The organism is Brevibacillus sp. 1238 (genome assembly GCF_029892995.1).
Classification (GTDB): Bacteria; Bacillota; Bacilli; order Brevibacillales; family Brevibacillaceae; genus Brevibacillus; species Brevibacillus parabrevis.
Map to the genome: position 1 here is coordinate 31,702 of NZ_JARXWC010000008.1, position 26,429 is coordinate 58,130.

Below are 26,429 nucleotides of genomic sequence, written 5' to 3' on the forward strand. Positions count from 1 at the left end.
AATTGGGGAGGGGTTCGCATGAGTCAGGGAATCATTCCGATCAAGGAACAACGACAGCATAAAGGCTGGATGATGACGCAGACGTGGGAGCATTTGCTGTTCGCTCACTGGGCTGTCTCGCCCGACCAGGTGCGCAGCCTGATTCCGGCGGGCCTCGAACTGGATACATACGGTGGGCATGCCTGGATTAGCGTCATTCCTTTTCTGCTGACCGGAGTGCGGCTCCGTCGCCTGTTCCCTGTTCCGTACGTCACTTCCTTCCCCGAAATCAATGTGCGAACGTATGTGAAAGCAGGCGAGAAAGCGGGCGTCTACTTTTTGTCTCTGGACACATCCCATCTGCTTGTGACGAAAATCGCCAAATACTGGTATCGGCTGCCTTATTATCCTGCGCGCATGGACTTTCGCGCCGAGCAAAATCAGATCGATTTTCAGTCCCGGCGCCTATCCGCTCGCGGCGCTTCGCCGGTGTTCCACGGCAGCTACTGGCCTGTCTCGGAGCCAATACTAGCACGGTCGGGAACGCTGGAGCACTGGCTGACGGAACGCTACACGCTCTATTGTCAGTGCAAGCGCACGAACCAACTGCATTACGCCGACGTGTATCATGAGCCGTGGCTGTTACAGACAGCCGCAGCGCGCTTTCGCGAAAATTCGATGCCGATGCCGTTCTCGCTGGACGTGAAGGAGCAGCCCGATTTGATGCTGTATGCCCGCGGGGTTCAGAGCTTTGTTTGGCCGCTGCAGAAGCTGATCTCTTCTACGCAAGGAGAAAACAGCCGATGAAGAAGCGGCTTGCCCTCGTTCTTTGGCTATGCTGTGCCTGTCTTGGCGGCTGCTGGGACCGCGTCGAAATCAATGATGTGGCGCTCGTGACAGCAGTCGCAATGGACTTCGTATCGGATCGCGCTGTGGAGCTGTCTGTGCAAGTATTCGTTCCGCGCTCACTCAGCGGCGGGGATGGAGGAGCAAACGAAGCGATGACGCTGATCCGTTCTGCGGAAGGCGTCAATATTGCCGACGCGATGTCCAAAGTGCAGCTAAAAATTCCGCGAAAGGTGTTCTGGGGCCACTGCAAGGTGTACATTTACGGACAAGAGCTGGCCAGGCACGGCTTGGAAGAGTATATCGACTATTACGCCCGCCACCCGGAACCGCGCAACCGGGCTTTTATGTATGTAAGCAAAGGAAAAGCAAGCGAGCTGCTGAAGATTATGCCGCCGCTCGAACGCTATTCGGCGGAAGTCGTGCGCAAGCTGTCCGAACTGGAGGTCGGGCTTGAAGTCACGCTGCTCGATTTGCAGAAAATGTTTGCAAGTCCGACGAATGCGGCCGCCTTGCCGATGATTGACATGATGAAGCCGCCGAAAAAAGAGCGTCCGCAAGCGACCAATCCGTATTTGTTTGGCACAGCCGTGTTCAAAAACGGCAAAATGATCGGCGCTTTGTCCGACCGGACGACGCGAGGGGTGCTATGGCTCAGAGACGAGGTATCGAGCACGACAGTCACGATCAAGATCAAAGACGAGCGAGGCTTCGTGTCACTAAACCCGATTCGGGAAAAGACCAAATTGACACCGCTGCTTGAAAACGGGAAATGGAAGATGCTCGTCGATATTGAAACAGAGGGAGACATTGTGCAAAATGGCACAAAGCTGACCTTGAACACTCCGGAGCAAATTGCCCGGGCAGAGGAAGGGATGCGCGAAGACATCCAGACGAGAATCAGGCTGGCCCTCTCCCAGGTACAAAAAGAGTTCAAGGCAGACATTGTCAATTTCGGCCGGGAGTTTCACCGGAAATACCCGAAGGAGTTTGCAGCCGTGCGCGAAAACTGGGACCAAGTATTTTCCGAGCTGGAAGTGGAAACAAAGATCAAGGCTTTCATCCGGCGGCCCGGTCTGATTTCCGTCCCTGGCGGCTTGCCTGAGGCAGAAGTACAAACAAACTAAGATAGGACATGTGCTAAAAGACCGATGTCACGCCACGACGCCGGTTTTTTTGTGTGCGCGAAGGCCAAAAGCGGGATAAACATAGGCTTTTTTAACCAGACGAGTACCCCGTATGCGGACTTGCTTGGCGCAGGCGGGATGGTTATGATGATAGGATGACACTTGTTAATCATACAGGAAGGATCTGGTAGTTTCATGAGTCGCAAAGAACGCATAGCCGAACTGGATCTCATTCGCGGCTTTGCCTTTCTCGCTGTCGTCTATCAACACGTCATCGGCATTTTTATCAGGGAGCAGGGCTTGAGCGAACAGACGGCTATCGTATACGGAATGTTGTTTCACTTGCTAAAATTCGCCGTTCCGGCCTTTATTTTCATCACAGGGTTGGTATTATTTTACAACTATTGTGAAAAGGTGAACTACATCGGCTTTATGCGCAAGCGGGTAACGGAAATTTTGGTGCCATACGGGATCTGGTCGGCGGTTTATATGTCTCTGCAAACATGGCCGCAAGGATGGGAGAGCAGCTTTTTCCGGACGGTGATCAAAAACCTCGTGACGGGAACCTCCTCCTACCATTTATGGTTTGTCGTCATGATCTTCCAGTTTTATTTGCTTTATCCGCTGTGGCAAAAGCTGTTTCGCTTTTTGCATCGTCTCGTCGTGAATCGCACCCGGTTTGTCGTGGTCGGTGCCTTGCTTGCTTTCGTATACGGCGGTCTGATGTGGTTTTCGGCTCGCTACATTCCGGCGCATATGGCCGACTTTGGCGGCGGGCCGCTTGAGCTGTATATGATCAAGTATCGCGACCGCAACGCTTTCTACTACTTCTTTTACTTTTTGTTGGGCGGCGTGGCAGCTGTGGCTTTGCCTGCTTTCCGCGCATGGATCGGCAAGCGCTGGATGTGGATTGCGGCAGCGTTTTGCCTGTTGTACGGCTGGATTGGCTACGAGCTGCTTCAGGTGTTTGCCAGCGGAAGCATTAGCCTGAATGTGGCGACATCGCTCAAGCCGTCCATGTTTTTGTACACGGTGGCGTCGCTTCTTGGCGTTTACGGCTTGGCGCTCTTGATCGGGAAAAAGCAATTGGCTGTGACGCATTGGCTCAGTCTTGTCGGCAAGTATTCGTACGGCGCTTATTTGATGCACGCGCTGGTCTTGACTTACCTTATGAAAGCCGTGCGCGGCATCGGTTTGTTTCACACGGGAGTGATCGGCAGTCTGGTCGTTTTTGTCCTGTGCGCCGCTGTTTCGTTTTTCCTGTCGTACGGGCTGGGAAGACTGCCGTTTGGCGCTCTGCTCGTAGGAGCTGCCGAGAAAAAACGGGTGAGTGAACCTGCGAAAAAACAACTGCCACACGCAGGATAATGGAGAGGATTTCGGCACGTGTGGATGGAACAGTAGTAGGAGCACGAGAGGAGGAAAGAATTACCCCATGCTGTTCGCCTACATTCAGTTGGCCCTATCAATGGCATTGGTAGGAATGAACATTTCCATCGGTAAAGAAATGGTTTCGCACGTGCCCGTTTTCCTGTTTTCCGAGCTGCGGTTCCTGATCGCGATCGCGATTTTGCTGCCGTTGCTCTTTTGGCGTGGCGAGTGGAAGTCGTCCTGGAGCAAGGAAGAGGGGAGCGTCCTGTTCTGGCAGTCGTTTTTCGGCGTCTTTCTGTTCAGTGTTTGCATGCTGTACGGCGTGCAGTGGACGACCGCTACAGCCGCAGGGATTATTACGAGCACGGTTCCAGCCTGCATCGCTCTGTTTTCCTTCTGGATTCTCAAGGAAAAGCTTCAACTGAACAACATGCTGGCGATTGCCCTTTCCGTGGGCGGAATCAGCCTGATTACGTTTACGGGAGGAGCACAGGAGCAGTCGCTGGCGAGTATGCTGGGCAACCTGCTTGTGTTTTTGGCTGTCGTCAGCGAAGCGCTGTTCACGATTTTTGCCAAGCGCTTGTCAGGCAAAATTACCCCGTTTCAGATGACCGCTGCGATCAACGCCATCAGCTTTGTCATGTTTTTGCCGTTTGCGATCTGGGAGGCGGTTCGCTTCGATTGGGGAGCCGTACCGGCCCATATATGGTGGCTGTTGCTTTATTACGCGGTTACGGCGAGTGTGCTCTCGTTCTTCCTCTGGTACAACGGAGTGGCGAAGGTGGAGGCATCCAAGGCGGGCTTGTTTACCGGAATGATGCCGATTAGCGCAGCGCTCGTTGCCGTGCTGTTTTTGAACGAAGCGTTTACGTGGATGCATGGGGTCGGGATGGTTCTGGTGCTTGCCTCGATTTTTGTAGGAACGCAGCGGATTCGGCGTACCGAGACGAGAATAGAGGGATAATTCAGTTTGTTGAAAAATATGAATAAGCCGCGGCAGGGGTTGACCTAGCTGGGCGGAGTCGTGGAGCCGTGATTGGCGGCGCGAGCTTTTCGATCCTAGACTGGATTTACGCGTCAGGCTTTCCGTTCATCGGGCTGGTGACGCTCGTGGAAAAACAGCAGAAACATCGCGGCGGACAAGAAAAAAGCGCTTTGGCTAGGGGGCCAAAACGCTTTTTGTGCTTATTTTGCCACTGCTTTTTCCAAGTCTTTGACGCCGCTGTAGATCAATTGGAACAGATCGTCGATGTTGTCCTCTTCGATGCAAGAGAAAGCGATGCGCAGATCGGTTTGGCCGAGAGCGATCGTACCTACGCCGTACTGTTCCAGCAAGTGCTGGCGCAATGCTTCCGCTTCGACGGTTTTCAGCTTGAGGCACATGAAGTAACCGGAGTTGAACGGATAGTAGCCCCAGGCGTCGTCGAATTTGCCGCTGTCGAGCAGTTGCTTCACGCGGTTGGCGCGGCCTCTCATGATTTCCAGCTTCTCCTGTTTTTGTGCCTTGAACTCAGGAGAGGTGAGAGCTTGCAGGACGAATGTTTGCGATGGGTGAGATCCGCTGGAAATGGTTGCGCGGATAATGCCCAATGTTTTTTGCTCCAGCGCGGCGAGCAGGTCGCTGGAAGGAGCTGCATATGTGATAAAGCCGACGCGGAAGCCCCAAACGTATTCTTCTTTGGTCGCGCCATCTACTTTAATAGGGAGGATGCGCGGATGTACGTTTGCCAGGCTTGGGAACAGCGACTCGTGCATGGAGTCTTCGAAGAACAGGCCAAAGTACGCATCGTCTGTTACGGCTACGATGTTGATGCCCGCTTCTGCTCCTTCCTTGAGCGCTGCCACGATTTGACGGCCTTCTTCTGCCCCTGGCGTGTACCCTGTCGGGTTGTTCGGGAAGTTCAGGACGACAATCGCTTTTCCTTTATCTTTTTGCGCCAAAATCGCTTCACGCAATCCGGAGGCATTAAACTTCATCTCATCGTTATACAATGGATAGTAGACCATTTCAGCACCGCGACGGATGGAGAAAGTCAGCTCGTAGTTTTCCCAGTTTTTGTCCGGGATGATGACGCTGTCGCCGTTGTCCGCAAACAGGTCTGCAACCACGCTCAGGCCGTGGGTCAAAGCGTTGGTGACAATCGGATTGCTGAACGTCAGGTTCGCCAGCGAAGGCTGTTCCTCCATCATTTTTTGCCGCCATGCTGCACGCAGCTCAGGCTTTCCGGCAGGAGGAGCGTACTCGTACAAATCTTTTGGCGCATAGGCCGACAGATTGTCTTGAATCACTTTCAGGTGCATCGGTTGGCCATTTTCCAGGGCGATCCCGATTGTTGCATTGTATTTTTTCGCTTTTGCTTTCGCTTCAGCCGATTGGCTCAGAATTCCTTCTTTTGGAAAGTAAATCAGCTTGCCGATGTTGGACATCATCTCAAAAACGTGTGGATTTTCCCGCTGAATCGTCTCATTCAGCTGTGATGCCAGTGAATGCATGGTAGCCTCCCTCTTCCTTTGGAACATCTGTTTATCATCAACAATAAAGATAGCGCATCTACATGCATTTGTCATCTAGCAGGCAGGGATTTTTCAGATTTTTGAACGGATTCTTTTGACAATGGGTGAAAACGTTTGCTACGTTGTAAACACATAGAGGGGCAGGAGGGATTGTACCGATGGCAGAACGGAGTATCGTTCTATTAGGGAATCCGATTTTGCGCGACAGGTCGAGAAAAGTGACATCCATGACTCCCCAGACAGAAACGATTTTGCAAGACATGAAGCATACGCTGTACGCCAAAAAAGGACGGGCCGGATTGTCGGCTGTGCAAATCGGCGTTTTGCAGCGGCTGGTGGTGCTGGATTGCGGCAGCGGCCTTGTCGAGCTGATCAACCCGGAGATTGTGGACGTGAGCGGCGTTCAGATAGGTCCAGAAGCTTGCCTGTCGATTCCGGGGGTGATCGGGATCGTGAGTCGGGCACGCTCTGTAAAAGTGCGGACAGAGACGCGCAGCGGCGAGAAGCACGTCTTTGAGGCAGAAGATTTTTTCGCGCGTTGTCTTCAGCATGAGCTGGATCATCTGGAAGGAATTTTGTTCATCGATCATGTAGAAGCACTGTACTCTGCGAAAACGGGCAAACAGCTCAGGCCAAAAGACGCCAACGCGATCCTGGCATACAGAAGAGACGTCTACCGACAAGCATGACAAGCGCTTGATGTTTTGCGACAACAAGGAGAATGACAAATGAAGCGTTGGAACATCGTATTAACAGGGTTCGGAACCGTAGGCAAGCAAATCGCGCGACTGCTGCAAGAACGTAAGGACCGTTACCGCCAGTTGTACCAGGCTGACGTCAGGCTTGTCGGCGTCGCCCGCTCAATTGGCGGCTTATACGATCCGCATGGACTTGCGGAAGAGGGCTTGAACGCATTTGCGCAAGAAAAGAAAGCGGCTGCTTCGGCATGGAACGCCGAAGCATGGTTGGCGAAAACAGAAGCGGACATCTTGATCGAAGCCGGGCCGTCCGATGTCCAAACGGGAGGAGCGAGCCTTGGCTTTATCCGCCAGGCGCTCGCAAAAGGAATGCACGCCATTGCCGTGTCAAAAGGTGCGCTCGTCGTCGATTACAGCGGCTTGTCCGCTTTGGCAAAAGAGCAAGGCGTCCAGTTGAAAATCAGCGGGGCGACTGCGGCGGCTTTGCCGACCATCGACCTGTTCACCTACAATTTGGCTGGCTGTGAAATCAGGCACGTAGAAGGCATTTTTACCGGAACGACCAATTTTGTGCTGACGAGCATGATGGAAGAAGGGATCAGCAGCGAAGAGGCGATCCGGCGGGCGCAAGCGATGGGAATCGCAGAGCCTGACCCGACATATGACATCGAAGGCTTTGACACCGCATCCAAGCTGACGATTTTGGCCAATGCTGCGTTCGCTGCTCCAATCAAGCTGTCCGACATCCCGCGGGCCAGCGTACGCGAGGTGACAGTGGAACAAATAGCGGAGTGGAAACAAAGCGGGCGTGTGCCCAAGCTGATCGGGACGATCAAACCGACTGCGGACGGGATTCAAGCGGCTGTAGAATTGAAAGCGGTTGAAGCGAGTCACCCTTTTGCCCGTGTAAAAGGCACTACGAAGGCGATTCGGGTCGAAACCGATGTGATGGGAGAGCTGATGGTGGTCGGCGGGAAGTCAGACCCTGTAGCAGCGGCAGCCGCAGCGCTGAAAGACCTGGAGCATATTCTCAGCAAGTAAAAGCGCAGCTCCTAAACGGCAACAGCCCTGAGCAAGCTTCGTCTGTTTTCCAGCGATCGGCAGGCATGTATTTGCTGCTTTCACGCGCATACTACCGATGTACCACAAACTATCCAAATAGCGGCGAGGGGGCCATACGATGAAGCAATCATCTGATGTCAATGCCGAACTGCAACAAGTTTCTGCCTATCCGACCAAACAGAAGATGAACCAAAAGGATGTCGCTCTGTTTGACGAGCAGAAAGGTTGCGGCTGCACCCCCGAAGCGAAAAACGCGGCAAATACGGAGCAAGGCTAGCTCCACACGAGAAAAGCCGGGTCTCTTTGTGCGAAGAGAAACCCGGCTTTCGTGTGAAACGATTGTTTTATCCGATAAATTCTTGAACCCAGTAGCCGTTCGTGTATCCGACACCGATTTTGGTAAAGGCCGGGTTCATAATGTTTTTGCGGTGGCCATCACTGTTCATCCATTGCGTCATGACTTCTTCAGGGCTGCGTTGACCCATGGCGATGTTCTCGCCCGCAGCCATATAAGAGATGCCAAACTGCTTCATCATGTCAAATGGCGAACCGTACGTAGGGCTTGTATGGTCGAAGTAGTTGTTGTTCGACATGTCCGCTGCTTTTGCAAGTGCCACTTTGGACAAAGAAGCGTCCATCGTCACGGGAGCCAGTCCTGCTTTGGCGCGTTCCTGATTGACGAGATCAGCGACTTGCTTGGCAAAATCTCCTATTTTAGCCTGGTCAGCTTGTCCGGTTGGAGCCGCAGGTGTAGTTGCAACTGGTTGCGCAGGTGCTTGCGGTGCTGTTTGCACTGGTTTTTGTACGGGCTTTTGCACTGGCTGCTGCTGAACAGGTACTTGCTTTACTGGTGGAACAACAACCTGATTTTGCTGGGCATTGGATGCAAAAGGCAATTGTCCCGCATATGGAATCCATTGATAGGAAAATTGATATGGTGTACTGTTACCGTTTTTCAACGGGCAGTTTGCGGAAGTTGCAGCAGAAGCAGAAGTAGTAAATCCGGTCAAGGCCAAGCCCAATCCCAGAGTCATGGCGATGGCAGTAGCTCCAAAACGTTTCATATTCACATCGTCTCCTTTTTTTGGCCTACGAGGTTAGTTGTCGGATTCGGGTTGAGGAAACAACCCTACGCTCCTTCGAGCGATTCACCCCATAGCGGGTTTTGTTGACCCGCGTAAAAGATCCCCCGCACTTCCATTCGTGAGGAAGTTTCGGCGTATTGGTTTGGCATGACCCAGAATATCAGACCATCCCGCCCGAAATAAAGGAGTAATATCTGCCAATCTGCTGGAAACGTTGGTGCTAGTGCGTTTATTTCGCTTCGTCTTCGTCGTCCTTCCACGCTGTCAATCCGCCGAGCAGCGCTTTTGCCTCATATCCGTGCTCGCGCAGCAAAGCTGCCGCTTTTTGGGCTTTATTTCCCGTTGTGCATACAGTGATGATCTGTCTTTCTTTGACGGCCCGTTCTGTTTCTTCATCTAATAGTTTGGCGCCCTGCGCAAGCATGTGCACGTATGGAACATTTCGCGTGTCAGCGAATTTGCTTTCCACACTGCCTGTCTGAAATTTGGCTTCGTCGCGAACATCAAGGAACAAAATCGGAGTACCCTTTTCCAAAAGTTGCTTGATTTCTTGCTTTGTATACACTTCTTTTGACATGAATCATCCCTCCAGAACCTTAGTGTATCAGGTGAGAAACGGGCCGTGTAGCATCTAAATAGTTGATTATAGCGTATTTGTATGATAGAATGATAGTATTACTTGAATAATTAAGCCTAATTCATCGAGGTGCATAATGATGCTGATGGATAACGTTTTTGGATTCCCGATTCACACTGGCGCGGTCATCGGAGCCGCAAGGATGGGAGAGAGGAAGGGCTTTCGTCGTTTTAGGTTTTCAAAAAGTTTTGGTTTTAACATGGCAGTTCCGTCCTATGACACTTTCATATTGTCGAAGTAGAATAAATTCACATATCATGAAGGCGTATTGCAATCAGATGTTGGAGTATTTCTTCATGATATGTGAGCTTTATTTGCCTCGGTAAATATGACTGCATATTCAAATTGACTTTTGGAGGTTTTTTTACATGCAATCGAACGGAACAGTTAAATGGTTTAACGCAGAAAAAGGTTATGGCTTTATTCAAGTAGAAGGCGGAGACGACGTTTTCGTACACTACAGCGCAATCCAAGGTGACGGCTTCAAAACTTTGGAAGAAGGTCAACGCGTTCAGTTCAACATCGTAACTGGCAACCGTGGCCCACAAGCTGAGAACGTAACAAAACTGTAAACCTCCTTTATAAAAGAAACTGTCCTGAGTGGGCAGTTTCTTTTTTGTGTCTGCGGGAACGAATTACAGAAACGGATTGTTTACATAAGCTCCTTTGGTAGCCATGACGAGCAAATTCGTCGCCATGAATTTCGGTGTGTACGGCATGTCGTGTTCGAACCACAGGTCGTGGAAAAAGCAGTCGCCACTTTTGGCAAAGTAGACGTACTGGTCAACAACGCTGGCGTCAGTACGGATCAAAAGCTGGAACAGTTCGACGTGGAGCAGTGGAACAAAGTGATGAGCATCAACTTGACAGGCTGCATGCTCGGGATGAAATACGCGGTGCCAGAAATGAAGAAAGCGGGCGGCGGCTCCGTCATTCACATCTCGTCCATCGCTGGCTTGGTTGCCCTGAACTACACGAATGCGTATACGGCGGCAAAAGGGGCGCTTCGCTCGCTTGCCAAAGCGTCTGCTGTCGAGCTGGCTCCAGACAACATCCGCGTCAATTCCGTTCACCCGGGAATTATCGTGACGCCGATGATCCAGGAAACGCTCGATCACGGGGCTGGACAAATGTTTGAAAGGGGAACGCCGTTGCCGCGATTGGGCAAACCGGAAGATATCGCTTATGGTGTCCTGTATCTCGCTTCTGATGAATCCAGCTTCGTAACAGGTACAGAATTGGTCATTGACGGCGGTTGGACAGCCCGATAACGATAACGAAAAGACAAGGCGTTGGGAGATGCATCCCGGCGTCTTTTTTCTCTACCCATACACGCTTGTTCTCCCGTATAATCGAGAATGCTGTCTTTCAAGCAAGAACGGGGAGGGAACAAGATGGAAGAATGGTTGGAATCGCTGCAAAAGGCCGTTCCGCTGCTGCAACAGGCTGTGAGCGTGAACGAAATCAAAAAAGGACATTCCGCAGACAAAAAGTACCGTGTCGATTTGCCAGAAGGGCGTACTGTGGTGCTCCGAGTCGCAAGCGAGCAGCAGGCTGAGCAAAAAGCGCAGGAATTTGCTGTCTTGCAGTCGCTTGCGTCGTATCCGATCCGGGCCTCCAAGCCGCTTGCTTTTGGCGTGCAAAAAGAGCTGGGGATTTGCTACATGCTCGTGAGTTACATCGAGGGCGATGATGCCAGAGATCGCTTGCCTTTTTACACGGAAAGCGAACAGCAGCAGACAGGATTTTTGGCGGGGCAGGATTTGGCAGCCATGCATCAGCTTGCGGCTCCAGCGGCGATCCCGCCTTGGATAGACCGATGCGTGCAAAAGCATCGCAGGTACGTCGAGGCGTATCAAACGTTCTCGCCACCGCTTCCGTACGGAGACAAAATCTTGGCTTACATTGAGCGGCACTTGGCCTGTCTGGAAGGACGGCCGAACCAGTTTTTGCATGACGACTTCCATGTCGGCAACCTGATTGTCCGCGATGGCACTTATGCCGGGGTGATCGACTTTAATCGCTACGATTGGGGCGATCCGGTTCACGAGTTTGTGAAGCTGGCTTTTTTCAGCAAAGAAGTGAGCGTTCCGTTTTGCAACGGTCAGTTGGCCGGGTATTGGAATCATCAGGAGATTCCGGACGAATTTTGGACCTTGTTCAACGTCTATACGGCAATGACCGTTTTCTCCTCCATCATCTGGACCAAGCGAGTTGTGCCCGAGCAGCTGCCGGACATGATCGCGCGGGTCAATCTTATCGTCGAAGAGTACGATGCTTTCGAACGGCGTACTCCGCACTGGTATAAACGGATCGAAAAATAAAAAAGAACTATGGCAACTACCATAGTTCTTTGGGAAAAGGGTGCGACAATTACAGACAGTGGCTGTCGATTTCTACAGTAAGCAGCTGGCTAGGAAGCACAGACAAGCCAACTACTTGACCGCCGCCGACAGACGTACGTCCGTAAGTTGTCAGAAGGACATTCTCGGCGTTGCCGTTACGGCCGACAATCAGGCGCACTTCGTAGTGGTTGGTCGCAACAACAGTTGCGTTCAAGGCAATACGAGTGTTGGCTGCAAGGGTTTGTGTTACGTCGAGAAGTGTACCTACTGGATTGGTTTGTGTGACAGCATCGCCCCAGTTCAATACTTGCACACGCACCTCTACAGGTTCGTCGTTGAGGTTGACCAAGTCGATGTGAGCGGTAAGAGCAACGTTCAGGTTGTTTTGCAAAATACCTGTTGTTCTCACCGTCGTTCTGCGATGATGGCCTCCATCTCTGTCGTGTGTGCTTGCAAACTCCATTTCAGACATCCCAGATCACTCCATTCTTCAATCTTAACTGATGGGACAATATACAATATTACGTCTTGTCTCCTTTTGTAACGGCGAACGTAATGGGACGAGTAACCATTTCTGATAGAAAGCGGTGGAAATGTTGAAAGAAGCTTCCATATTCAAGCAATTAGACTATTCGGCGCGTTTCGAATGGGGATATGACGGGGTGGAGGAGCTGGCGGGCCACTCTGATATTCTAGTAATCATCGATGTGCTTTCCTTTACGACCTGCGTCGACATCGTGTGCGGGCGAGGCGGAGTCGTCTATCCGTATCGCACGAGAGACGAGACAGCGGCCTTTTTTGCGCAAAAGCAAGGCGCCTTGCTCGCGGGCAAACGCGGCGAGCCGCTTTCTTTATCTCCGTCCTGTCTGATGACGCTTCCAGAAGGGAGCAAGATCGTTTTGCCGTCGCCATGCTGTACGACTGCGGCTCGGGCTGAGAGCTTGCCGCGAGGGGATTTACAGAGGATGTCACCCTTGCTGCTCAATGGAACCACAGCCAGACCGTGCCCGTGTTACGCAGCGATCTCGCCTACGAAGCCTCCCGTTGATTCCCGCTTTTCTCTGCTTGTTCCCGCATAAAGACTCCCTGGTTCGGAAACCATTCTCATGAACGAGCGAGAATTTGGACAGGGAGGATGAACATGGAAAAAGACAACCAGGCCACGTCAGGCAAAGCAATGGAAGAGGAGCTGCTTACGAACCGCCAAGGTCATCCGATTAGCGACAATCAAAACATGCGAACCGTCGGGAACCGCGGCCCTACTGTTCTGGAAAACTACGATTTTCTGGAAAAAATCACGCATTTTGATCGGGAGAGAATCCCGGAGCGTGTCGTGCACGGGCGCGGTGCCGGAGCGCACGGATACTTCGAAGCGTACGGAACAGTCGGGGGTGAACCGATCGCCAAGTACACGAGAGCGAAGCTGTTTGCGGAACGCGGGAAGCAGACTCCGGTATTCGTGCGCTTTTCCACGGTTATCCACGGTGCGCACTCGCCAGAGACATTGCGCGATCCGCGCGGGTTTGCCGTGAAGTTTTACACGGAAGATGGCAACTGGGACTTGGTCGGAAACAATTTGAAAGTATTTTTTATCCGCGATGCGATGAAATTCCCTGACCTCGTCCACGCCTTCAAGCCAGACCCGGTGACGAATATTCAGGATGTGGAGCGGATTTTCGACTTTATTTCCAACACGCCGGAAGCGATGCACATGATTACGTTTCTCTTTTCACCGTGGGGCATCCCGGCGAACTACAGGCAAATGCAAGGCTCTGGCGTCAATACATACAAATGGGTCAACCAGGCGGGCGAGGGTGTTTTGGTCAAGTACCATTGGCAGCCGCTTTCGCAAGGAATCAAAAACTTGACGCAGAAGGAAGCAGAAGAAATACAGGGGAAAAACTTCAATCACGCGACACAGGACTTGTATGAAGCGATTGAGCAAGGGAACTACCCGGAGTGGGAAATGTGCGTGCAAATCATGAGCGACGACGAGCATCCCGAGCTGGATTTTGACCCGCTCGATCCGACGAAGCTGTGGCCGGAGGATCAGTTCCCATTTTTGCCTGTGGGAAAAATGGTGCTGAACAAAAATCCGCAAAACTATTTCGCGGAAGTAGAACAGGCGTCTTTTGGGACGGGCGTGCTCGTCGACGGTCTGGACTTCTCGGATGACAAGCTGCTTCAGGGCAGGACGTTTTCCTACTCGGACACGCAGCGCTATCGGGTAGGGGCAAACTACTTGCAGCTGCCGATCAACGCTCCGAAAAAGCACGTTGCGACCAATCAGGAAGGCGGCCAAATGCTCTACCACGTGGACCGCCAACAGCCGCATATCAATTACGAGCCGTCCACGCTCGGCGGGCTGCATGAAGCAAAGCAGGGCGCTCCCGACCATGAGCCGACGGTGTCAGGAAAGATTGTCCGGCAAAAAATTGACCGCACGAACGATTTCAAACAGGCTGGCGAGCGCTATCGGCTGCTGGAAGACTGGGAAAAGGACGATCTGATCGCCAATTTGACCGATGCCTTGTTGTCCTGTGATCGGCGCATTCAGGAAAAGATGCTCGGCTACTTTTTCCAGTGTGACGAGGAGTACGGCGCACGCTTGAAGCGAGGCATCGAGCAGGGTGGTCAAAATGCCGACAACGGACACGGCGGGCCGATGGGAGCGACGAATCCGGATGCTGGCGTGCGCCAGGCGGAGGAAGACGGTCATGCTGCGGAGCCGTATTAATTAGCAAGCAAGACGATTCAACCCCCTTTGCTTCGCCACGGAGCCAAAGGGGGTTTTTTTATGGGAAAATGTTCGGGAAGATACCGTTACTTTTTTTGCCAGTAAACGTCTAACCAAGTATTGTCTCCATAAATCCAAATAATGGTGGTGTCATGAGCACGTGTGGAATCGGAATCAACTCAAGGTGCTGGCGTGCAGCGGTTTGACTCTTGTCCTCGTTGCTTCTGGGAGCGTGCAGGCAGAACAAACGGCCACGCCAACGACTCCGGCGCAAAAACAGGCCAGCGGCAGTGGTGCAGCAGCCGACAAAGCCAGCGAAGTAACGATGAAGGCATGCGGCAACATCGCGCAAAAGACTGCGCAAGCAAAGCCGGCTGCAAGCTCTCCGGCGGTTTTACAAGAAGCGACCGCCTTGTCCGGCATGGAGAGAATTGCGACGGACAACATTTTTGATGGAGCGGGGTATGGCTGGCGTCCTGGCATTTCCTACGCTTTTGACAACCAGGGCAACGTCTGGGGTTGGGGCGTGCAGGGAGAAAAGGACGCAGATTTTCCGCAAAAGCTCGCGGGATTGCAAAATGTCAAACAAATCTCCGGAGACCATGCGCTGACGAAAGACGGTCAGGTCTGGCGGCTGAACGACATGGCACAGCCGGAAAAAGTGGCGGGGTTGGATCACATTCAGTCGATCAGTGAGTTAAATGGAAACGAAGGCGTGCTCGTACTGCTCAAAGACGATGGGACCGTGTGGACGTGGATGCAAGGAGAGAGCAAGCCTGCCCAGTTGGGTGCTTTCGCCAAGGTGACGCATATATACGGTTCGTCTTTTTCCTTGTTTGTGTTGGAGCAAAACGGCAAGCTGTACTACGTCAGCGGCCAGGGGCAGGAGCTGAAAGCCGAGCTTGCACAGTTGGTGAATGTCCCGGGGGCGGTCAAGCAAATCGCGCTTGATTACTCTGATCGTGCGCTGATACAAACCACAACGGGCGAGGTACACGTGTTTGACCCGGATGAAAACAAGCTGACGCGTGCTCCGCGCGAAGCCGACGGTGCTGTCAACATGGCAGTGGGTGGCGAAGGGATGTACTTGTTCAGCAAAAAAGACGGCACGGTCTGGGGCTGGGGAAACAACACACTCGGCATGCTTGGCGAAAAGCAGCCGAATCTCGTAAACGTACCTGTGCAAATCGCAGGCTTGCGCGCTATTGTTGACATTCAGGCAGGCACAGATCACGTAATCGCCCTGCAAAAATCCGGACACGTATATTCATGGGGCAGCAATATGACGGGACAGCTGGGCAGATTGCCGCATCTGCTCACGGAATGGACGGAGATCGGGGAACTGAAAGACGTCCGGCAAGTGAGCACGGACATGGGCAAGCCGTTTTTTGTCCGCAAAGATGGCACGCTTTGGGGCATGAACGACAAGCTTGTGCCTTATCAGGTGCAAGGTCCCAAAAATATTCAGGCAATCACCAGCATTTTGAATACAGCGGTAACTGTGGATACAGCGGGGAAAGTCCAGATGTGGACAGATGATTTTGCCACCTGCCAGGAATTGTCCTTGTCTGCCCCTGCCAAAGACGTGGTGGGAGGAGAAAGACGATTGCTGGTGCGTCTAGCGGACGATCGGCTGTACACAGTCGAGTTGCAGCACGAGTTTGTCGAAAAGCACGGCATTTACGAGCCTGCGAACATCAAAATCGGCAAGGCAGAAGCCGTTCAGATCGATCCGGCTGTCATTTCGCAAATCACCAAGCTGTACGCCAACGCGTATACGTTCCTCGCGACAACAAAAACCGGGGAAGTGCTTTATGCAGAGCAAACAGCCAAGCAGCCAGCATTTGTCAAAGTGCCCGGTGTAAAAGGAGTGCGTGAATTGGCTCCGCAATATTTTGTCCGCTACACGACGGAAGATGTTTCTGTCTATGCGATGACGGATTCGGGAGCGGTTGCGGAGCTGCAATTCCAAGTCGATCGCGATGGCGACGAGTGGAAAGTGGGGAAGGTTGCAGTGTTGCCAAAGCTTGAAGAAAACATCGCCTTGGCAAGTGGGAGACTGAGAATAACGAAGGATGGCGAGCTGTACGAGCACGACTGGAATGAGCTTGCCAAAAAACGCGTTCCCCGCCCTGTCCGACTGGTAGCTTCTTCGTACGATTACGCGATCGAGGGGCCGGGGTCCCACTATCACGTGCTCGTGACCGAAGATGACAAAATCGTTGTGATCGGCTACAATCCGTACGGCCGAAGCTCGCTTGAACCGCAGCTCGTCCAAACGAAATAAAAAACTCACGCTCCGTGCAAAGGAGCGTGAGTCTGCGCACAGGGGAAAATTATTTGCCTCTGTGCTTTTCTTTTGCTTTCTGGACTTTTTGCTGCCACTTTTGTTCTTGCAGCTCGAGCTTTTGCTTGCGACCTAATACTTTCTTCTCAACCTTGCGCGCTTCCCAGTCCAGCTTGATCGCTTCCTGGGCAAAGGTGGAAGCTCCTTTTTGCCGCAGCTCTTTTGCCACTTGACGAGCCAGCCGCTTCGGGTTGATCTTGGTCGCAACGGCTGCTTTTACTTGTACGGACTGTCTTGTGTCATCCAGTCCGGGCAACAGACGATGCAAGACGAAGTCAAGCACCTCGCCGTCTTTTGGCTCGGAACCAAACAGAAATCTGCATGCTGTCAGCCGCGCATTTTCCACATGCTCGACCACGCCAACCCAAAACTGTCCATCGAAATAAACGGTTAGTTTCACCCAAACCGCCCCCTCTGAAAAATTCAAGAGTGTCGGACATCCCGAGGGGGGAAGGTTACTGACAGAGACACGCGCGCATGTTCTGCGCCCGGACTACCAACCGGGAACTGTGTTTTTACACTCTTGCTGTTTATTATCGTAGATGACGGCGCTGTTGACAATCATCTTCATAAAAAAAGGAAGAGATTGGTTGACAGCAAATTTTTACAAACGTAATATTTACTTGTGAACGACTTTTATGATCGTACAAGAAAAGACAGGTGAGAGCATGAATCCAATTCCTAAAATTTCGGAAGCTGAGTGGGAAGTCATGAAGGTGATATGGCAGGAGCATCCCGCAACGGCTGAGCAAATCATTGAACGCTTGCCTGCCGATATCGAATGGACCGAACCGACTGTGCGCACTTTTTTGAATCGGCTGCTGAAAAAGCAGGCCATCGGCTACGAAAAATCGGGACGCAGCTATTTGTACTATCCGCTCGTTCAAGAAAGCGACTGTAGGCGCGTGGAGAGCGAGTCGTTTCTGAAAAGGGTGTTCAATGGAGCTGTCGGAACGATGATGACCAATTTTTTAAACGACGTTCGCCTGTCGGATGAAGAAATTGAGCAGTTGCAGAACATTCTCAAGGAAAAACGGGCGCAAAAGGACAAGGAAGATCGGCGGTGACAGGAGTGGATCTGGGAATCGTGCCCGTTACTTCCAGACAATAACTAGGAGCTGTCCTTGTGGCAGCTACACGCGAGTCATTCGATCAAGGAAAGACGGGCGCGCGGCATAAGCTCAAGCGGACGGCGTGCCCGGGTACCACACGCCGAGCCACTGTTCGGCGCCGTAGTCCTCGAACCGCTCCACCTCGGTGAACCCCAGCTTCGCCGCGACGCGCATCGCAGCCTCGTTGGCTGTCTGGGTGGAGAGCACCACCGGCTCGCCGGGATGCGTGTGGGCGAACCAGTCGAGCGCCGCTGCGCACGCCTCGGTGGCGTACCCGCGGCCCCACGCTTGCGGCAAGAACATGTAGCCAAGCTCGGGCTCTCCGCCCTCTGGACGGATGTGACCCTTACGCTCCGGGGCGCGCCGATCGAGCGTGATCATGCCAATCGTTGTTCCGTTGAGCTCGACCACGAAGAAGCCGAAGCGCTGCCCAGGCACCTCAGGCAGCGCGCGCTCAAGCTCGTCACGCGGTCGGGAGCCGCCGACGTAGGTTCCCACCTCTGGTGAGGCGAACAGGTCGATCAGCGCCGCGCGGTCCCGGGCCTCGGACTGGCGGAGCACGAGCCGCTCGGTCTTGATCGGGGCAGGTGGCCAAGCGACGGGGTGCACGGTGATCTCATCTGGCATGGTGTAATCTCCCTTCTCTATTATCATTCATGTATTCTTCCTTTTTCACGAAGCTCCTCTTAAACAGAAACCCAGTAAAACGTACCGAAGCTACTCCCACCCAAACGCTAGAGATTACAGATAAACGATTCACAGTCGAGGATATAGACTATTTTTAAATGAGTAACAGTTATTGGGCTGCCACATTGTAGCTCATTTATTCTTGATACTCTGGGTGATTATGTCGTTTACATCCGAACAAGTAACAACCCGTGCTCATTGAAGTATTAAATTTCAATGAGGGGATATAGCCAGATGAAATTTGTTCAAACATTTGCTCATATTCTTTTTTATCATCAATCAATTGCCTGATGTTTTTTTCTTTATCACTTTCGGTCCAATCTTCGTTACATATATCTTCATAAGCTTCTTTTATTTCCTCAACTTTTTGTTGAATTACTTCATTCAGGATGTCACGAGCGCGGGTTGCATTTTTAGTATTAAGCAATGCATAGACATACCGACTAACCCAGTCTGGTGTTTTCCAATAGTTTTTCCAACCTTTTTCAAACCAATGAACAGAATCCTCAAAGCAACTTAATTCAAGATATAACTCGGCCACTTCGACAGTTCCGACAAATTCATCATCATCTTCAGAAAATGAGTCTAATTTATTCTTCGCTTCTTCATTTCTCCCAAGTTCACTCAAGCATTTAACATGGCTGTACAATGCGTAATCGGATTTTCTTGAACATTGAAGAAAAAAGTCTGAAGCTTCTTCTAACTGACCAAGATGATATTTCGCAACTGCCAAATTATTATAAGCTTCATTCGAGGGGTGAATTAATATGGATTGGCACAATACATCTGAGGCTTGTTTCCACATTTCCTTTTCGATATAAATTTCCGCTAGTATGTTATAGGGGAAATGGGATGAGGGAGATAGTGCAATAGCCTCTTTGATTAATTTCATGGCTGTTTCCTTGTCGCACTCCTCATGTAAATATATCCATGCAAGGTTATTTAATGACTGAGCATCACGTGATTCTCTTACTGCTTCATGGAAAAGTCTGAAGGCTTCTTCATATTCATGTCTTTCTAGACATTCGATCGCTTTTTGATTAGTACTCAACGAACATTTTCCCCTTTAATATAGTAGTAATTGAATGTAAAGCAGGTAATTACTATATGCCGACCAGTTACCCAAATTGCTTATTTTATGATTGCGTTCGTTACAGCTCCAATTATACCCTGAATTTTTTTGAATTTAGAAACGAAAACAGCATGCGAATCATACTCCGAAATCGCATGTTGTTTTATTTGTTCATTTCAATTTTCTACTCCCATACGGAACCCGTTAAAAAGAAGTCTGCACGCCATTTTGCTGATTTCTTTTTATTTTTGTCATTTTGTAACAATCTAGTTCCACGAATGGATAAACATGGGAAGAAATCGGGAGGAATTTGTTGAATGGTGTCGAAAAGATAGGCAAGACAATACGGCATGAGTCCAGAAATGATATGGTTCAGGCAGCAAAGGAGTTTTGTGGAATGGAGCATTTCTCACACGACGATTTTTCCCGCATCTCTTTAGAGGGGAATCCAGAAGTTTTGGCGCAAATGAACATGATCAATTTGACGCAAAGGGACCTGGAGCTGATCGCAGGGCTGCGTCCTTTGGTCGTGGCACAAATTGAGCACATCACGGCTTCTTTTTATGAAGCGATCCTTCATGTCGATTCGCTCAAAGAAATCATCACCAGCCATACGACAGTGAACCGCCTTCGTCAAACGCTGTCCAACCATCTGATCGAGATGTTCGACGGCTACATTGATGAAGCGTTTATCGAAAAACGGATGCGGATTGCCATGGTTCACCAAAAAATCGGGCTGCCGCCGAAGTGGTATATGGGATCTTTTCAAAATCTGCTTAGTGCCTTGCTGCGAATCGTCGATGACTTGAAAGACACGCATCCCGACTGCCCCGCCCTCGCACAAGCGGTGACGAAGCTGCTCAGCTTTGAACAACAACTCGTGCTGGAAGCGTACGAAAAACAGACGCGCGAGGAAGAACAGCGGGCAAAAGTCATTATTGAATACCAGGCGCTCCATGACGATTTGACCGGATTGCCGAACCGGAGAATGCTGCACCAATCCCTCCAGGAAACAATCGACCAAAGTGCGGAGGCCGACTCCCGTTTTGCTGTTCTCGTGCTGGATATCGACCGCTTCAAAATGATCAATGACTCTCTCGGACACACCTACGGAGACCGCTTTTTGCAAGAGGTGAGCAACCGGATTCGCAAAAGCACGGCAGGATTCGACGTTGTCATCGCACGGATGGGCGGAGACGAGTTCACCCTGATTTGCAAAAATGTGCAGTCTGATCAGGCGTTTGCCGAGTTGGCCACGCAAGTCGTCAAAGAGATCGAGATTCCGTATCGTCTGCAAAGCAATGATTACTACGTCTCAGCCAGCATCGGGATCGCCGTCTATCCCGATCACGGAACAGGCGTGGAGCAGCTATTGAAAAATGCCGACACCGCCATGTACGAGGTGAAGAAAAACGGCAAAAACGGCTTTCAGTTTTTCTCGAATGAACTGGACAACCAGTTGCTCTTGCGGATCGAGCTGGAAAGCGATTTGCGCAAAGCCGTCAAGCAAAATGAATTTATTTTGTACTACCAGCCGCAAGTACGTGCGTCGAGCAATGAAATTATCGGGGTAGAGGCGTTGGTTCGCTGGAATCACCCGACGAAGGGCATGCTGTCGCCAGGCATCTTCATTCCAGTGGCAGAAGAAACCGGACTGATTTACGATATCGGGACATGGACGCTCAGAGAGGCATGCAAGCAAATGAAAAAGTGGCATTCCGCAGGAGGCCCGCTGATTCCCGTATCGGTCAATTTGTCCTCGCGCCAGTTCCATCAAGCGAATCTGGTGGAATACATCCGCGATATTTTGCAGGAAACCGGGCTGGAAGCGAAGTATTTGGAGCTGGAAATTACCGAGAGCATGATGATGGACGCGGATTTGTCCACGGAAATTCTCAACAAGCTGAACGACTTTGGCGTCAAGATCAGTCTGGACGACTTTGGAACGGGATACAGCTCCCTCAGCTATTTGAAATTGCTGCCGATTCACAAACTCAAGATCGATCGCTCGTTCATTACCGACATCACGCAAAATACGAGCGACCAGGCGATTGTCGCCACCATTATCTCGATGGCGAAGCATTTGAATATGGACGTCATCGCGGAAGGAATCGAAACCAAGGGCCAACTGGATTTTCTCACGGAAAATGCTTGCAAGGAAATCCAAGGCTATTACTTCAGCCGACCATTGCCGGCAACCGAAGTCGAGGAGACTTTCTTCGTCCCTTACAGACAAACGCTTTTGTAAAGACGACTTTCCACAGGATGCATGGAATGGAATCATCTTGCAATTCCTGATACAATAAACTTGAGTCCCTTCGGGGGCTATTTTTCTAAGGAGGTATTTTCCATGAGGGAGAACCAAGCGTTCATCAAACTCGTCTATGAAAAACAACTGGGGGGTGACATTTATTATGAACCCTAGTATTTTGCAAGGTACGAGAAAACATTTGATCAACCAGCTTGTTTTTTTCGATGAGCAATATTCGCTCTTTTTTGACCATTATGTGCGCGATTATGGAAAAGAAAAACAAACGGTAGACGAAATGATCCAGCGCTACAAGCAGACGCTGGAACAGCTGCTCGCCAAAGACGACAGCGAGCTGTTCACGTCGCTGAAAGCTGTTACTTTGCTCGGCAGCAGTGTGAAAGTTTTATTTGAAGAGGATGACTTTGAGGAATCATTCACTGTGGTCTATCCCACAGATATTGATCCGGATAACAACAGAATCTCATTCTTGTCGCCCATTGGCAGGCAGCTGCTCATGGCTGCTCCGCGGGATTCCGTTGTTCTGGAGAGCCCGGTCGGCAAGCAGCAGGTGCATGTGCGGGAGATAAGCTTTACATATATGAGTGATTTTTCAGCACAGTAGACGGCGTGAAAACAGCTTGAAAAGTGAAGAGGAAAGGCGCTAACGTCTCGGTTAGTGTCTTTTCTTTTCCAATGAGGGAAGATCATTTTCGATGATGAGGGAGGAAAGGGATCAGATGACAACAGAAGCAAACAAAGAGGGCGTGCAAATTCCATGGCAACGCTTGACCACGCCTTACGGGAGAGGAACAGAGCTGCCTGCCTTGATCGAGCAGGGCGCTTACGGCGAAATCGGCCAGCTCATTGAGCATCAGGGTACGCTATGGCAAGTTACGCCATGGGTTTTGTCTGTTTTGTTGCAGCAGTTGAAAACAAAGCAGCCAAGCGAGGTAAGCTTGAACGAAATCGTGCTGTACAAAGCGGTGGTGGAGGCGCTGGAAGGGCATCCACTCGCGGATGCTGTCCATGTTCCGGATATGACGATGCTTTTGGACGAGGCGTATTTATGGCCGGAGGATGAAGAGGAGGACGAGGAAGCCTGGGAAGAAGAGCCGGCGGGATATGCCGAGTTGCCGTTTTCCAGCTACTATTACTACAGCTATCTGCTTTTGCAAGAAGCAGTGCCGACCTTCGAGAGAGTCGCGCAAGAAAACGAGGAAATCGTTGATCCTGTTTCCCGGCTGATCGAGATGATCTCTCAACTGAAATAAGGAGGGTAAAGCGATGGCGTTTCGAGCGGCGTGCCCTGCTTGCAACTGCGCTGGAGAGTATGATTTGCTGCATAGCTTGAAGCAGACAGAGCTTGGCTGGCAGCTTTTTTGCGAGCTGTGCGGGGAAAGCGTGATACACTTTTCCACAGAAGAAAAAGAGCAGATTTTCAAGGCGATGCAGTTGACAAAGGAGTATGTGCCGGATGTAATCAATGCCTATGGTGAGTTGAATGTGAAGGAGCTATCTTCCCGCGTGGCGTTTGGCGCGATTGCCAAAAAAGAGACAGAGGATAAAGCTTGATCCTCTGTCTACTCCGTCGGGCAATCTTCGTAATTGAACTGCCACTCGATCCCGAATTTGTCGACGACACTTCCGTAGCATTTGCTCCAAAACGTTTCTTGCAGCTCCATGCGGACGGTGCCGCCTTCTTTTAGCTTGGCGAAGTAGCCTTTCAGCTCGTCGAGATTTTTGCTGATGATCGCCAGGCTGATGTTTGTCCCAGCGACATACGGCATTCCTGGAAAGACGTCGGAAAACATCACCCGGCTGCCAGCGAGGACGAGGTGCGTATGCATGACGCGGTTTTTCGCCTCTTCCGGCATCTGGAAGTTCGGATCGGGCGGCGTATCGCCAAAGGTCATGATTTGCGGGGGTTCCGTGCCGAAAACTTGCGCGTAAAACAGGACAGCTTCCCGGCAGTTTCCATTGAAGTTAAGGTAAGCGTGTATCGGCATAATTCATATCCTCTCTACATAATTTTTCCAACCATCTTTTAGGATGGGGTCGTTTGCTGGCAAATATACGTGGAGGACGCACAGGAGGAACAGATATCATGATTGTTATACCTATCGTTGTCCTGCTGTTTTTTCTGTTTTGGTGGTTGTACCCGCTTGTGCAGCCGAGTTTGGTGTCGTTTTGGGTGCCGAGACAACATCGCGTCAAAACGGTTCGGTCGGTGGCGAAATGACCAAGCGGCTCGTGCAATTCGCCGAGCAGCAACTGTTCCGCCCGTAGCTTCCTTCCAACATCACATACGGAAAAAGGCGATCTCGCAAGCTGGCACACTGGCTGAGGGGATCGCTTTTTCTGTTTGGGCAACAGGTGAAGGGGAAGGCGAAGGCAGCGGGCAACCGTTGATAATGAGAACCATTTTCATATATAATGAAGCCAAATACAGCCAGCTAGCGGCGTATCGCAAACAGGTTGAAGGAGTGAGCAGCTGCGATGCGGGTCAGTGAATCATTTGTGCTTTGGAACCATGCTTCTCTGAAAATATTGGACGTTCGTTACTTGGCTTTGTTTCGGGAAGAGGCAAGCCGTGCCTGGCAGCTTCCGGCCAGCAGCTTTTTATTTGCGACCAAAGGGAGAGCCGAGATTTGGCTCGATGGACAGAAGCATCCGGCCCAGCGCTTTTACATGCTCCACGGCGGAAAAGGCGCCAGGCTGCAGATTTGTCCGCTGGAGGACGTTTTCGAATATTATGTGATCTACTACAAAGCGCTGCTCCCTTTGCCGATGAACCAGGAGCTGATCGCCATGCTGGAGCGGCAGAGGCCGTTTGATGCTGCGTACGGCTTTCTCCCGGAAAAAGCGGTGTGTCTGTTGCAAAACATTCAGCTGATGCACGAAGAATGGGAGAAACGGAACGGACTGGAGCATTTTCATGTGCGGGCGCTTTTTTATCAAGTGGTCTACGAGCTTTTGCGGCAGATGCACAACCCATCGTTGTCGCGTAAGCCGAATGATTTGGCTGCTCAGGCGCTCGGATATATTCAGGAAAACTATGCCCAACCGCTCTCGCTCGGAGTGCTCGCCGAGCTGTTGGACAGCAGTCCGCGCCATTTGTCGAGACTGTTCAAGCAGCGGACGGGCAGCAGTCCGATCGAGTACATGATTTCGCTGCGGATGGAAAAAGCGAAGGAGCTGCTCAGGCGCACAGAAGCCAGTTTGCAGGACATTACCGAAGAGATCGGCTATCCGGATCGGTACTATTTTGCGAAAATGTTCAAACGGTACACGGGAGCATCGCCGATCCGGTATCGCACGGAACAGGCAAGGCACGATGAGACATCGAAAATGGCGCGATATGACATTGAGGCAGGTAGAAGCCGCGTTTATAGTGATAATGGTTATCATCATCGTCACGATAAAGGGGGAACATTCATACCTATGCGCTACAGCAACAAATCTTCTTTGGCAACCATCCTGTTTTTGTGCCTGACTCTGATCCTCGGCGCTTGCTCTGCACCGACTACTACAAGCACGGCCAATCCGGGTGCGGAACAGCCGCAGGTGAACTCCGCAGCGTCAGCTTCGACCTCGAACCAGCCAAGCGCAAAGCCGGCAACAAAAATCGTCTCTACAGCCAAAGGTGACGTGGAGATCCCAGTCAATCCCCAGCGCGTGGTCGTCTTTTACTTGCTTGGAGACGTGCTCGCGTTGAACGTAAAGCCAGTCGGCATCTCTGACGTCCAGAAAGGAGCCGCTTTTGAAAAAGAACTGGAGGGTGTCCAGACGCTCGGAACTTGGTTCGAGCCCAACCCGGAGGCGGTTTTGGCGCTTGATCCCGATCTGATCATTGCTCCTTCCGAGAAAATTTACCAAATGATGGAAAAGCTCGCGCCGACTGTGTATATCCCGTTTGACCGCATGACAGTGGAAGAACGTCTGCAAAAGCTCGGCGAAGTGCTGGGCAAGGAGGGCGAATCGAAGAAACTGCTGTCCGACTTCCACGCAAAAGTAGCGGAGAGCAAGAAAAAGTTGGGGGAAGCAGGCATTTTGGACAAGACGGTGAGCATCATGGAGGGCGGAAAAGGCAATATGTCCGTAGTCAGCAGCAAAGACTACGGGCGCGGCTCGCAAATCGTCTACGAATACTTGGGAATGAAAGCCCCGGCTATTGTGCAGGCAAAACTGGACAAGCCATCTGGGGAAGCGACAGCAGAAAGCGTTTCGTTTGAGGTGCTGCCCCAATATGCGGGTGACTTTGTGTTCCGTTCGGCGTATGAAGGAATGGTCGACTTGTCCGATAACAAAGTGTGGAACAGCATCCCGGCCATCAAGGAAGGCAGGCTGATCGAGATCGACTTCGGTTTGTCGTACTACAACGATATTTACTCGCTGGACAAGCAGCTTGATTTCATCGTCGACAGTTTGTTGAAAGCGGCGAAAAAATAATCGTTTTGCAAATTCATAGGCTAGTGAAAAGCTGTCGCCAGGCTCTGCCAGACCTTGGGGGCAGCTTTTCGCGCATTCGTCAGAGAGAGGCTAGTATGCTGCCGCACCGC

The 26,429-nt window shown here is 51.3% G+C and carries 27 protein-coding genes, 1 pseudogene and 1 riboswitch; of the genes and pseudogenes, 20 read left to right on the forward strand and 8 right to left on the reverse strand.

Going from position 1 to position 26,429, the window contains the following annotated elements:
* Positions 1–18: 18 nt before the first annotated feature.
* The 4 genes from M2298_RS18415 (at position 19) to M2298_RS18430 (ending at position 4,287) form a co-directional block, all read left to right on the forward strand.
* Positions 19–786: a YqjF family protein gene (locus M2298_RS18415; protein ID WP_173599329.1), complete on the forward strand. Its 768-nt coding sequence runs from the start codon at positions 19–21 to the stop codon at positions 784–786.
* Positions 783–1,952: a Ger(x)C family spore germination protein gene (locus M2298_RS18420; protein ID WP_280648844.1), complete on the forward strand. Its 1,170-nt coding sequence runs from the start codon at positions 783–785 to the stop codon at positions 1,950–1,952. Before M2298_RS18415 ends, M2298_RS18420 begins: the two co-directional genes overlap by 4 nt.
* Positions 1,953–2,147: 195 nt before the next feature.
* Positions 2,148–3,320: an acyltransferase gene (locus tag M2298_RS18425; RefSeq protein WP_173599331.1), complete on the forward strand. Its 1,173-nt coding sequence runs from the start codon at positions 2,148–2,150 to the stop codon at positions 3,318–3,320.
* Between the two features lie 67 nt (positions 3,321–3,387).
* Positions 3,388–4,287: a DMT family transporter gene (locus tag M2298_RS18430; protein ID WP_122966850.1), complete on the forward strand. Its 900-nt coding sequence runs from the start codon at positions 3,388–3,390 to the stop codon at positions 4,285–4,287.
* A 221-nt stretch (positions 4,288–4,508) separates the two neighbouring features.
* On the opposite strand, the gene M2298_RS18435 is transcribed toward M2298_RS18430, so the two are convergent.
* Entirely contained in the window at positions 4,509–5,816 is a 1,308-nt protein-coding gene (locus M2298_RS18435) for an aminotransferase class I/II-fold pyridoxal phosphate-dependent enzyme (protein WP_122966849.1), read from the reverse strand.
* Positions 5,817–5,995: 179 nt separating this feature from the next.
* Between M2298_RS18435 and def the strand changes: the two genes are divergently transcribed.
* The 3 genes from def to M2298_RS18450 all read left to right on the forward strand — a co-directional run bounded on the left by def (position 5,996) and on the right by M2298_RS18450 (position 7,874).
* Entirely contained in the window at positions 5,996–6,526 is a 531-nt protein-coding gene (gene def, locus M2298_RS18440; RefSeq protein ID WP_173599332.1) for a peptide deformylase, read from the forward strand.
* Between the two features lie 39 nt (positions 6,527–6,565).
* Entirely contained in the window at positions 6,566–7,576 is a 1,011-nt protein-coding gene (locus M2298_RS18445) for a homoserine dehydrogenase (protein WP_280648845.1), read from the forward strand.
* A gap of 139 nt (positions 7,577–7,715) precedes the next feature.
* The gene (locus M2298_RS18450; protein WP_167470398.1) at positions 7,716–7,874 is read left to right on the forward strand and encodes a hypothetical protein; all 159 of its coding nucleotides are present in this window, start codon (positions 7,716–7,718) and stop codon (positions 7,872–7,874) included.
* A gap of 67 nt (positions 7,875–7,941) precedes the next feature.
* Here M2298_RS18450 and M2298_RS18455 read toward each other — a convergent pair whose 3' ends face one another.
* Complete coding sequence (locus M2298_RS18455; protein WP_280648846.1) at positions 7,942–8,661, reverse strand: CAP domain-containing protein; 720 nt, start codon at positions 8,659–8,661, stop codon at positions 7,942–7,944.
* A 7-nt stretch (positions 8,662–8,668) separates the two neighbouring features.
* A riboswitch (cyclic di-AMP (ydaO/yuaA leader) is annotated at positions 8,669–8,827 on the reverse strand.
* A gap of 84 nt (positions 8,828–8,911) precedes the next feature.
* Positions 8,912–9,259, reverse strand: a complete 348-nt coding sequence (locus M2298_RS18460; RefSeq protein ID WP_280648847.1) for a rhodanese-like domain-containing protein — start codon at positions 9,257–9,259, stop codon at positions 8,912–8,914.
* 428 nt (positions 9,260–9,687) lie between these two features.
* Here M2298_RS18460 and M2298_RS18465 point away from each other — a divergent pair, with 428 nt between their 5' ends.
* The 3 genes from M2298_RS18465 (at position 9,688) to M2298_RS18475 (ending at position 11,643) form a co-directional block, all read left to right on the forward strand.
* On the forward strand, positions 9,688–9,891 hold the full coding sequence (locus tag M2298_RS18465) for a cold-shock protein (RefSeq protein WP_063231283.1): 204 nt from the start codon (positions 9,688–9,690) through the stop codon (positions 9,889–9,891).
* A 150-nt stretch (positions 9,892–10,041) separates the two neighbouring features.
* Complete coding sequence (locus tag M2298_RS18470) at positions 10,042–10,590, forward strand: SDR family oxidoreductase (protein ID WP_280648848.1); 549 nt, start codon at positions 10,042–10,044, stop codon at positions 10,588–10,590.
* 123 nt (positions 10,591–10,713) lie between these two features.
* A complete protein-coding gene (locus M2298_RS18475; RefSeq protein WP_280648849.1) occupies positions 10,714–11,643 on the forward strand; it encodes a phosphotransferase family protein in 930 nt (309 codons plus the stop codon).
* A 49-nt stretch (positions 11,644–11,692) separates the two neighbouring features.
* On the opposite strand, the gene M2298_RS18480 is transcribed toward M2298_RS18475, so the two are convergent.
* Positions 11,693–12,136: a hypothetical protein gene (locus M2298_RS18480; protein WP_122966843.1), complete on the reverse strand. Its 444-nt coding sequence runs from the start codon at positions 12,134–12,136 to the stop codon at positions 11,693–11,695.
* A 121-nt stretch (positions 12,137–12,257) separates the two neighbouring features.
* Between M2298_RS18480 and M2298_RS18485 the strand changes: the two genes are divergently transcribed.
* From M2298_RS18485 to M2298_RS18495, 3 genes are all read left to right on the forward strand, one after another.
* Positions 12,258–12,743 (forward strand): hypothetical protein, encoded by a 486-nt coding sequence (locus M2298_RS18485; protein ID WP_280648850.1) that lies wholly within the window; start codon positions 12,258–12,260, stop codon positions 12,741–12,743.
* Positions 12,744–12,805: 62 nt separating this feature from the next.
* Positions 12,806–14,401, forward strand: coding sequence for a catalase (locus M2298_RS18490; RefSeq protein WP_280648851.1), 1,596 nt, complete (start codon positions 12,806–12,808; stop codon positions 14,399–14,401).
* A gap of 160 nt (positions 14,402–14,561) precedes the next feature.
* Positions 14,562–16,688 carry an RCC1 domain-containing protein gene (locus M2298_RS18495; RefSeq protein ID WP_280648852.1) on the forward strand — a complete coding sequence of 709 codons (2,127 nt, stop codon included), beginning with the start codon at positions 14,562–14,564 and terminating at the stop codon, positions 16,686–16,688.
* Between the two features lie 49 nt (positions 16,689–16,737).
* Here the strand turns inward: M2298_RS18495 and M2298_RS18500 are convergent, their stop codons facing one another.
* Positions 16,738–17,148, reverse strand: coding sequence for a YjdF family protein (locus tag M2298_RS18500; protein ID WP_173597367.1), 411 nt, complete (start codon positions 17,146–17,148; stop codon positions 16,738–16,740).
* Positions 17,149–17,416: 268 nt separating this feature from the next.
* Between M2298_RS18500 and M2298_RS18505 the strand changes: the two genes are divergently transcribed.
* Positions 17,417–17,815, forward strand: a complete 399-nt coding sequence (locus M2298_RS18505) for a BlaI/MecI/CopY family transcriptional regulator (RefSeq protein ID WP_173597366.1) — start codon at positions 17,417–17,419, stop codon at positions 17,813–17,815.
* Between the two features lie 114 nt (positions 17,816–17,929).
* Here M2298_RS18505 and M2298_RS18510 read toward each other — a convergent pair whose 3' ends face one another.
* Together M2298_RS18510 and M2298_RS18515 are read right to left on the reverse strand one after the other, a co-directional pair.
* On the reverse strand, positions 17,930–18,487 hold the full coding sequence (locus tag M2298_RS18510) for a GNAT family N-acetyltransferase (protein WP_173597365.1): 558 nt from the start codon (positions 18,485–18,487) through the stop codon (positions 17,930–17,932).
* A 196-nt stretch (positions 18,488–18,683) separates the two neighbouring features.
* Positions 18,684–19,598 carry a tetratricopeptide repeat protein gene (locus tag M2298_RS18515; protein ID WP_173597364.1) on the reverse strand — a complete coding sequence of 305 codons (915 nt, stop codon included), beginning with the start codon at positions 19,596–19,598 and terminating at the stop codon, positions 18,684–18,686.
* A 493-nt stretch (positions 19,599–20,091) separates the two neighbouring features.
* Between M2298_RS18515 and M2298_RS18520 the strand changes: the two genes are divergently transcribed.
* The 4 genes from M2298_RS18520 (at position 20,092) to M2298_RS18535 (ending at position 23,442) form a co-directional block, all read left to right on the forward strand.
* Positions 20,092–21,867 carry a putative bifunctional diguanylate cyclase/phosphodiesterase gene (locus M2298_RS18520; protein ID WP_233454177.1) on the forward strand — a complete coding sequence of 592 codons (1,776 nt, stop codon included), beginning with the start codon at positions 20,092–20,094 and terminating at the stop codon, positions 21,865–21,867.
* A 166-nt stretch (positions 21,868–22,033) separates the two neighbouring features.
* Positions 22,034–22,492 (forward strand): GreA/GreB family elongation factor, encoded by a 459-nt coding sequence (locus tag M2298_RS18525; protein WP_122966838.1) that lies wholly within the window; start codon positions 22,034–22,036, stop codon positions 22,490–22,492.
* 115 nt (positions 22,493–22,607) lie between these two features.
* Complete coding sequence (locus M2298_RS18530) at positions 22,608–23,141, forward strand: hypothetical protein (RefSeq protein ID WP_122966837.1); 534 nt, start codon at positions 22,608–22,610, stop codon at positions 23,139–23,141.
* A gap of 13 nt (positions 23,142–23,154) precedes the next feature.
* A complete protein-coding gene (locus M2298_RS18535) occupies positions 23,155–23,442 on the forward strand; it encodes a hypothetical protein (RefSeq protein ID WP_122966836.1) in 288 nt (95 codons plus the stop codon).
* An 8-nt stretch (positions 23,443–23,450) separates the two neighbouring features.
* On the opposite strand, the gene M2298_RS18540 is transcribed toward M2298_RS18535, so the two are convergent.
* A complete protein-coding gene (locus M2298_RS18540; RefSeq protein ID WP_173597363.1) occupies positions 23,451–23,876 on the reverse strand; it encodes a VOC family protein in 426 nt (141 codons plus the stop codon).
* Between the two features lie 160 nt (positions 23,877–24,036).
* Here M2298_RS18540 and M2298_RS18545 point away from each other — a divergent pair.
* Both M2298_RS18545 and M2298_RS18550 read left to right on the forward strand, forming a co-directional pair.
* Positions 24,037–24,156 (forward strand): annotated as a pseudogene (locus M2298_RS18545) (alpha/beta-type small acid-soluble spore protein); the annotation flags it as partial.
* A gap of 210 nt (positions 24,157–24,366) precedes the next feature.
* On the forward strand, positions 24,367–26,319 hold the full coding sequence (locus M2298_RS18550; RefSeq protein ID WP_280648853.1) for a helix-turn-helix domain-containing protein: 1,953 nt from the start codon (positions 24,367–24,369) through the stop codon (positions 26,317–26,319).
* The last annotated feature ends 110 nt before the right edge of the window (positions 26,320–26,429 follow it).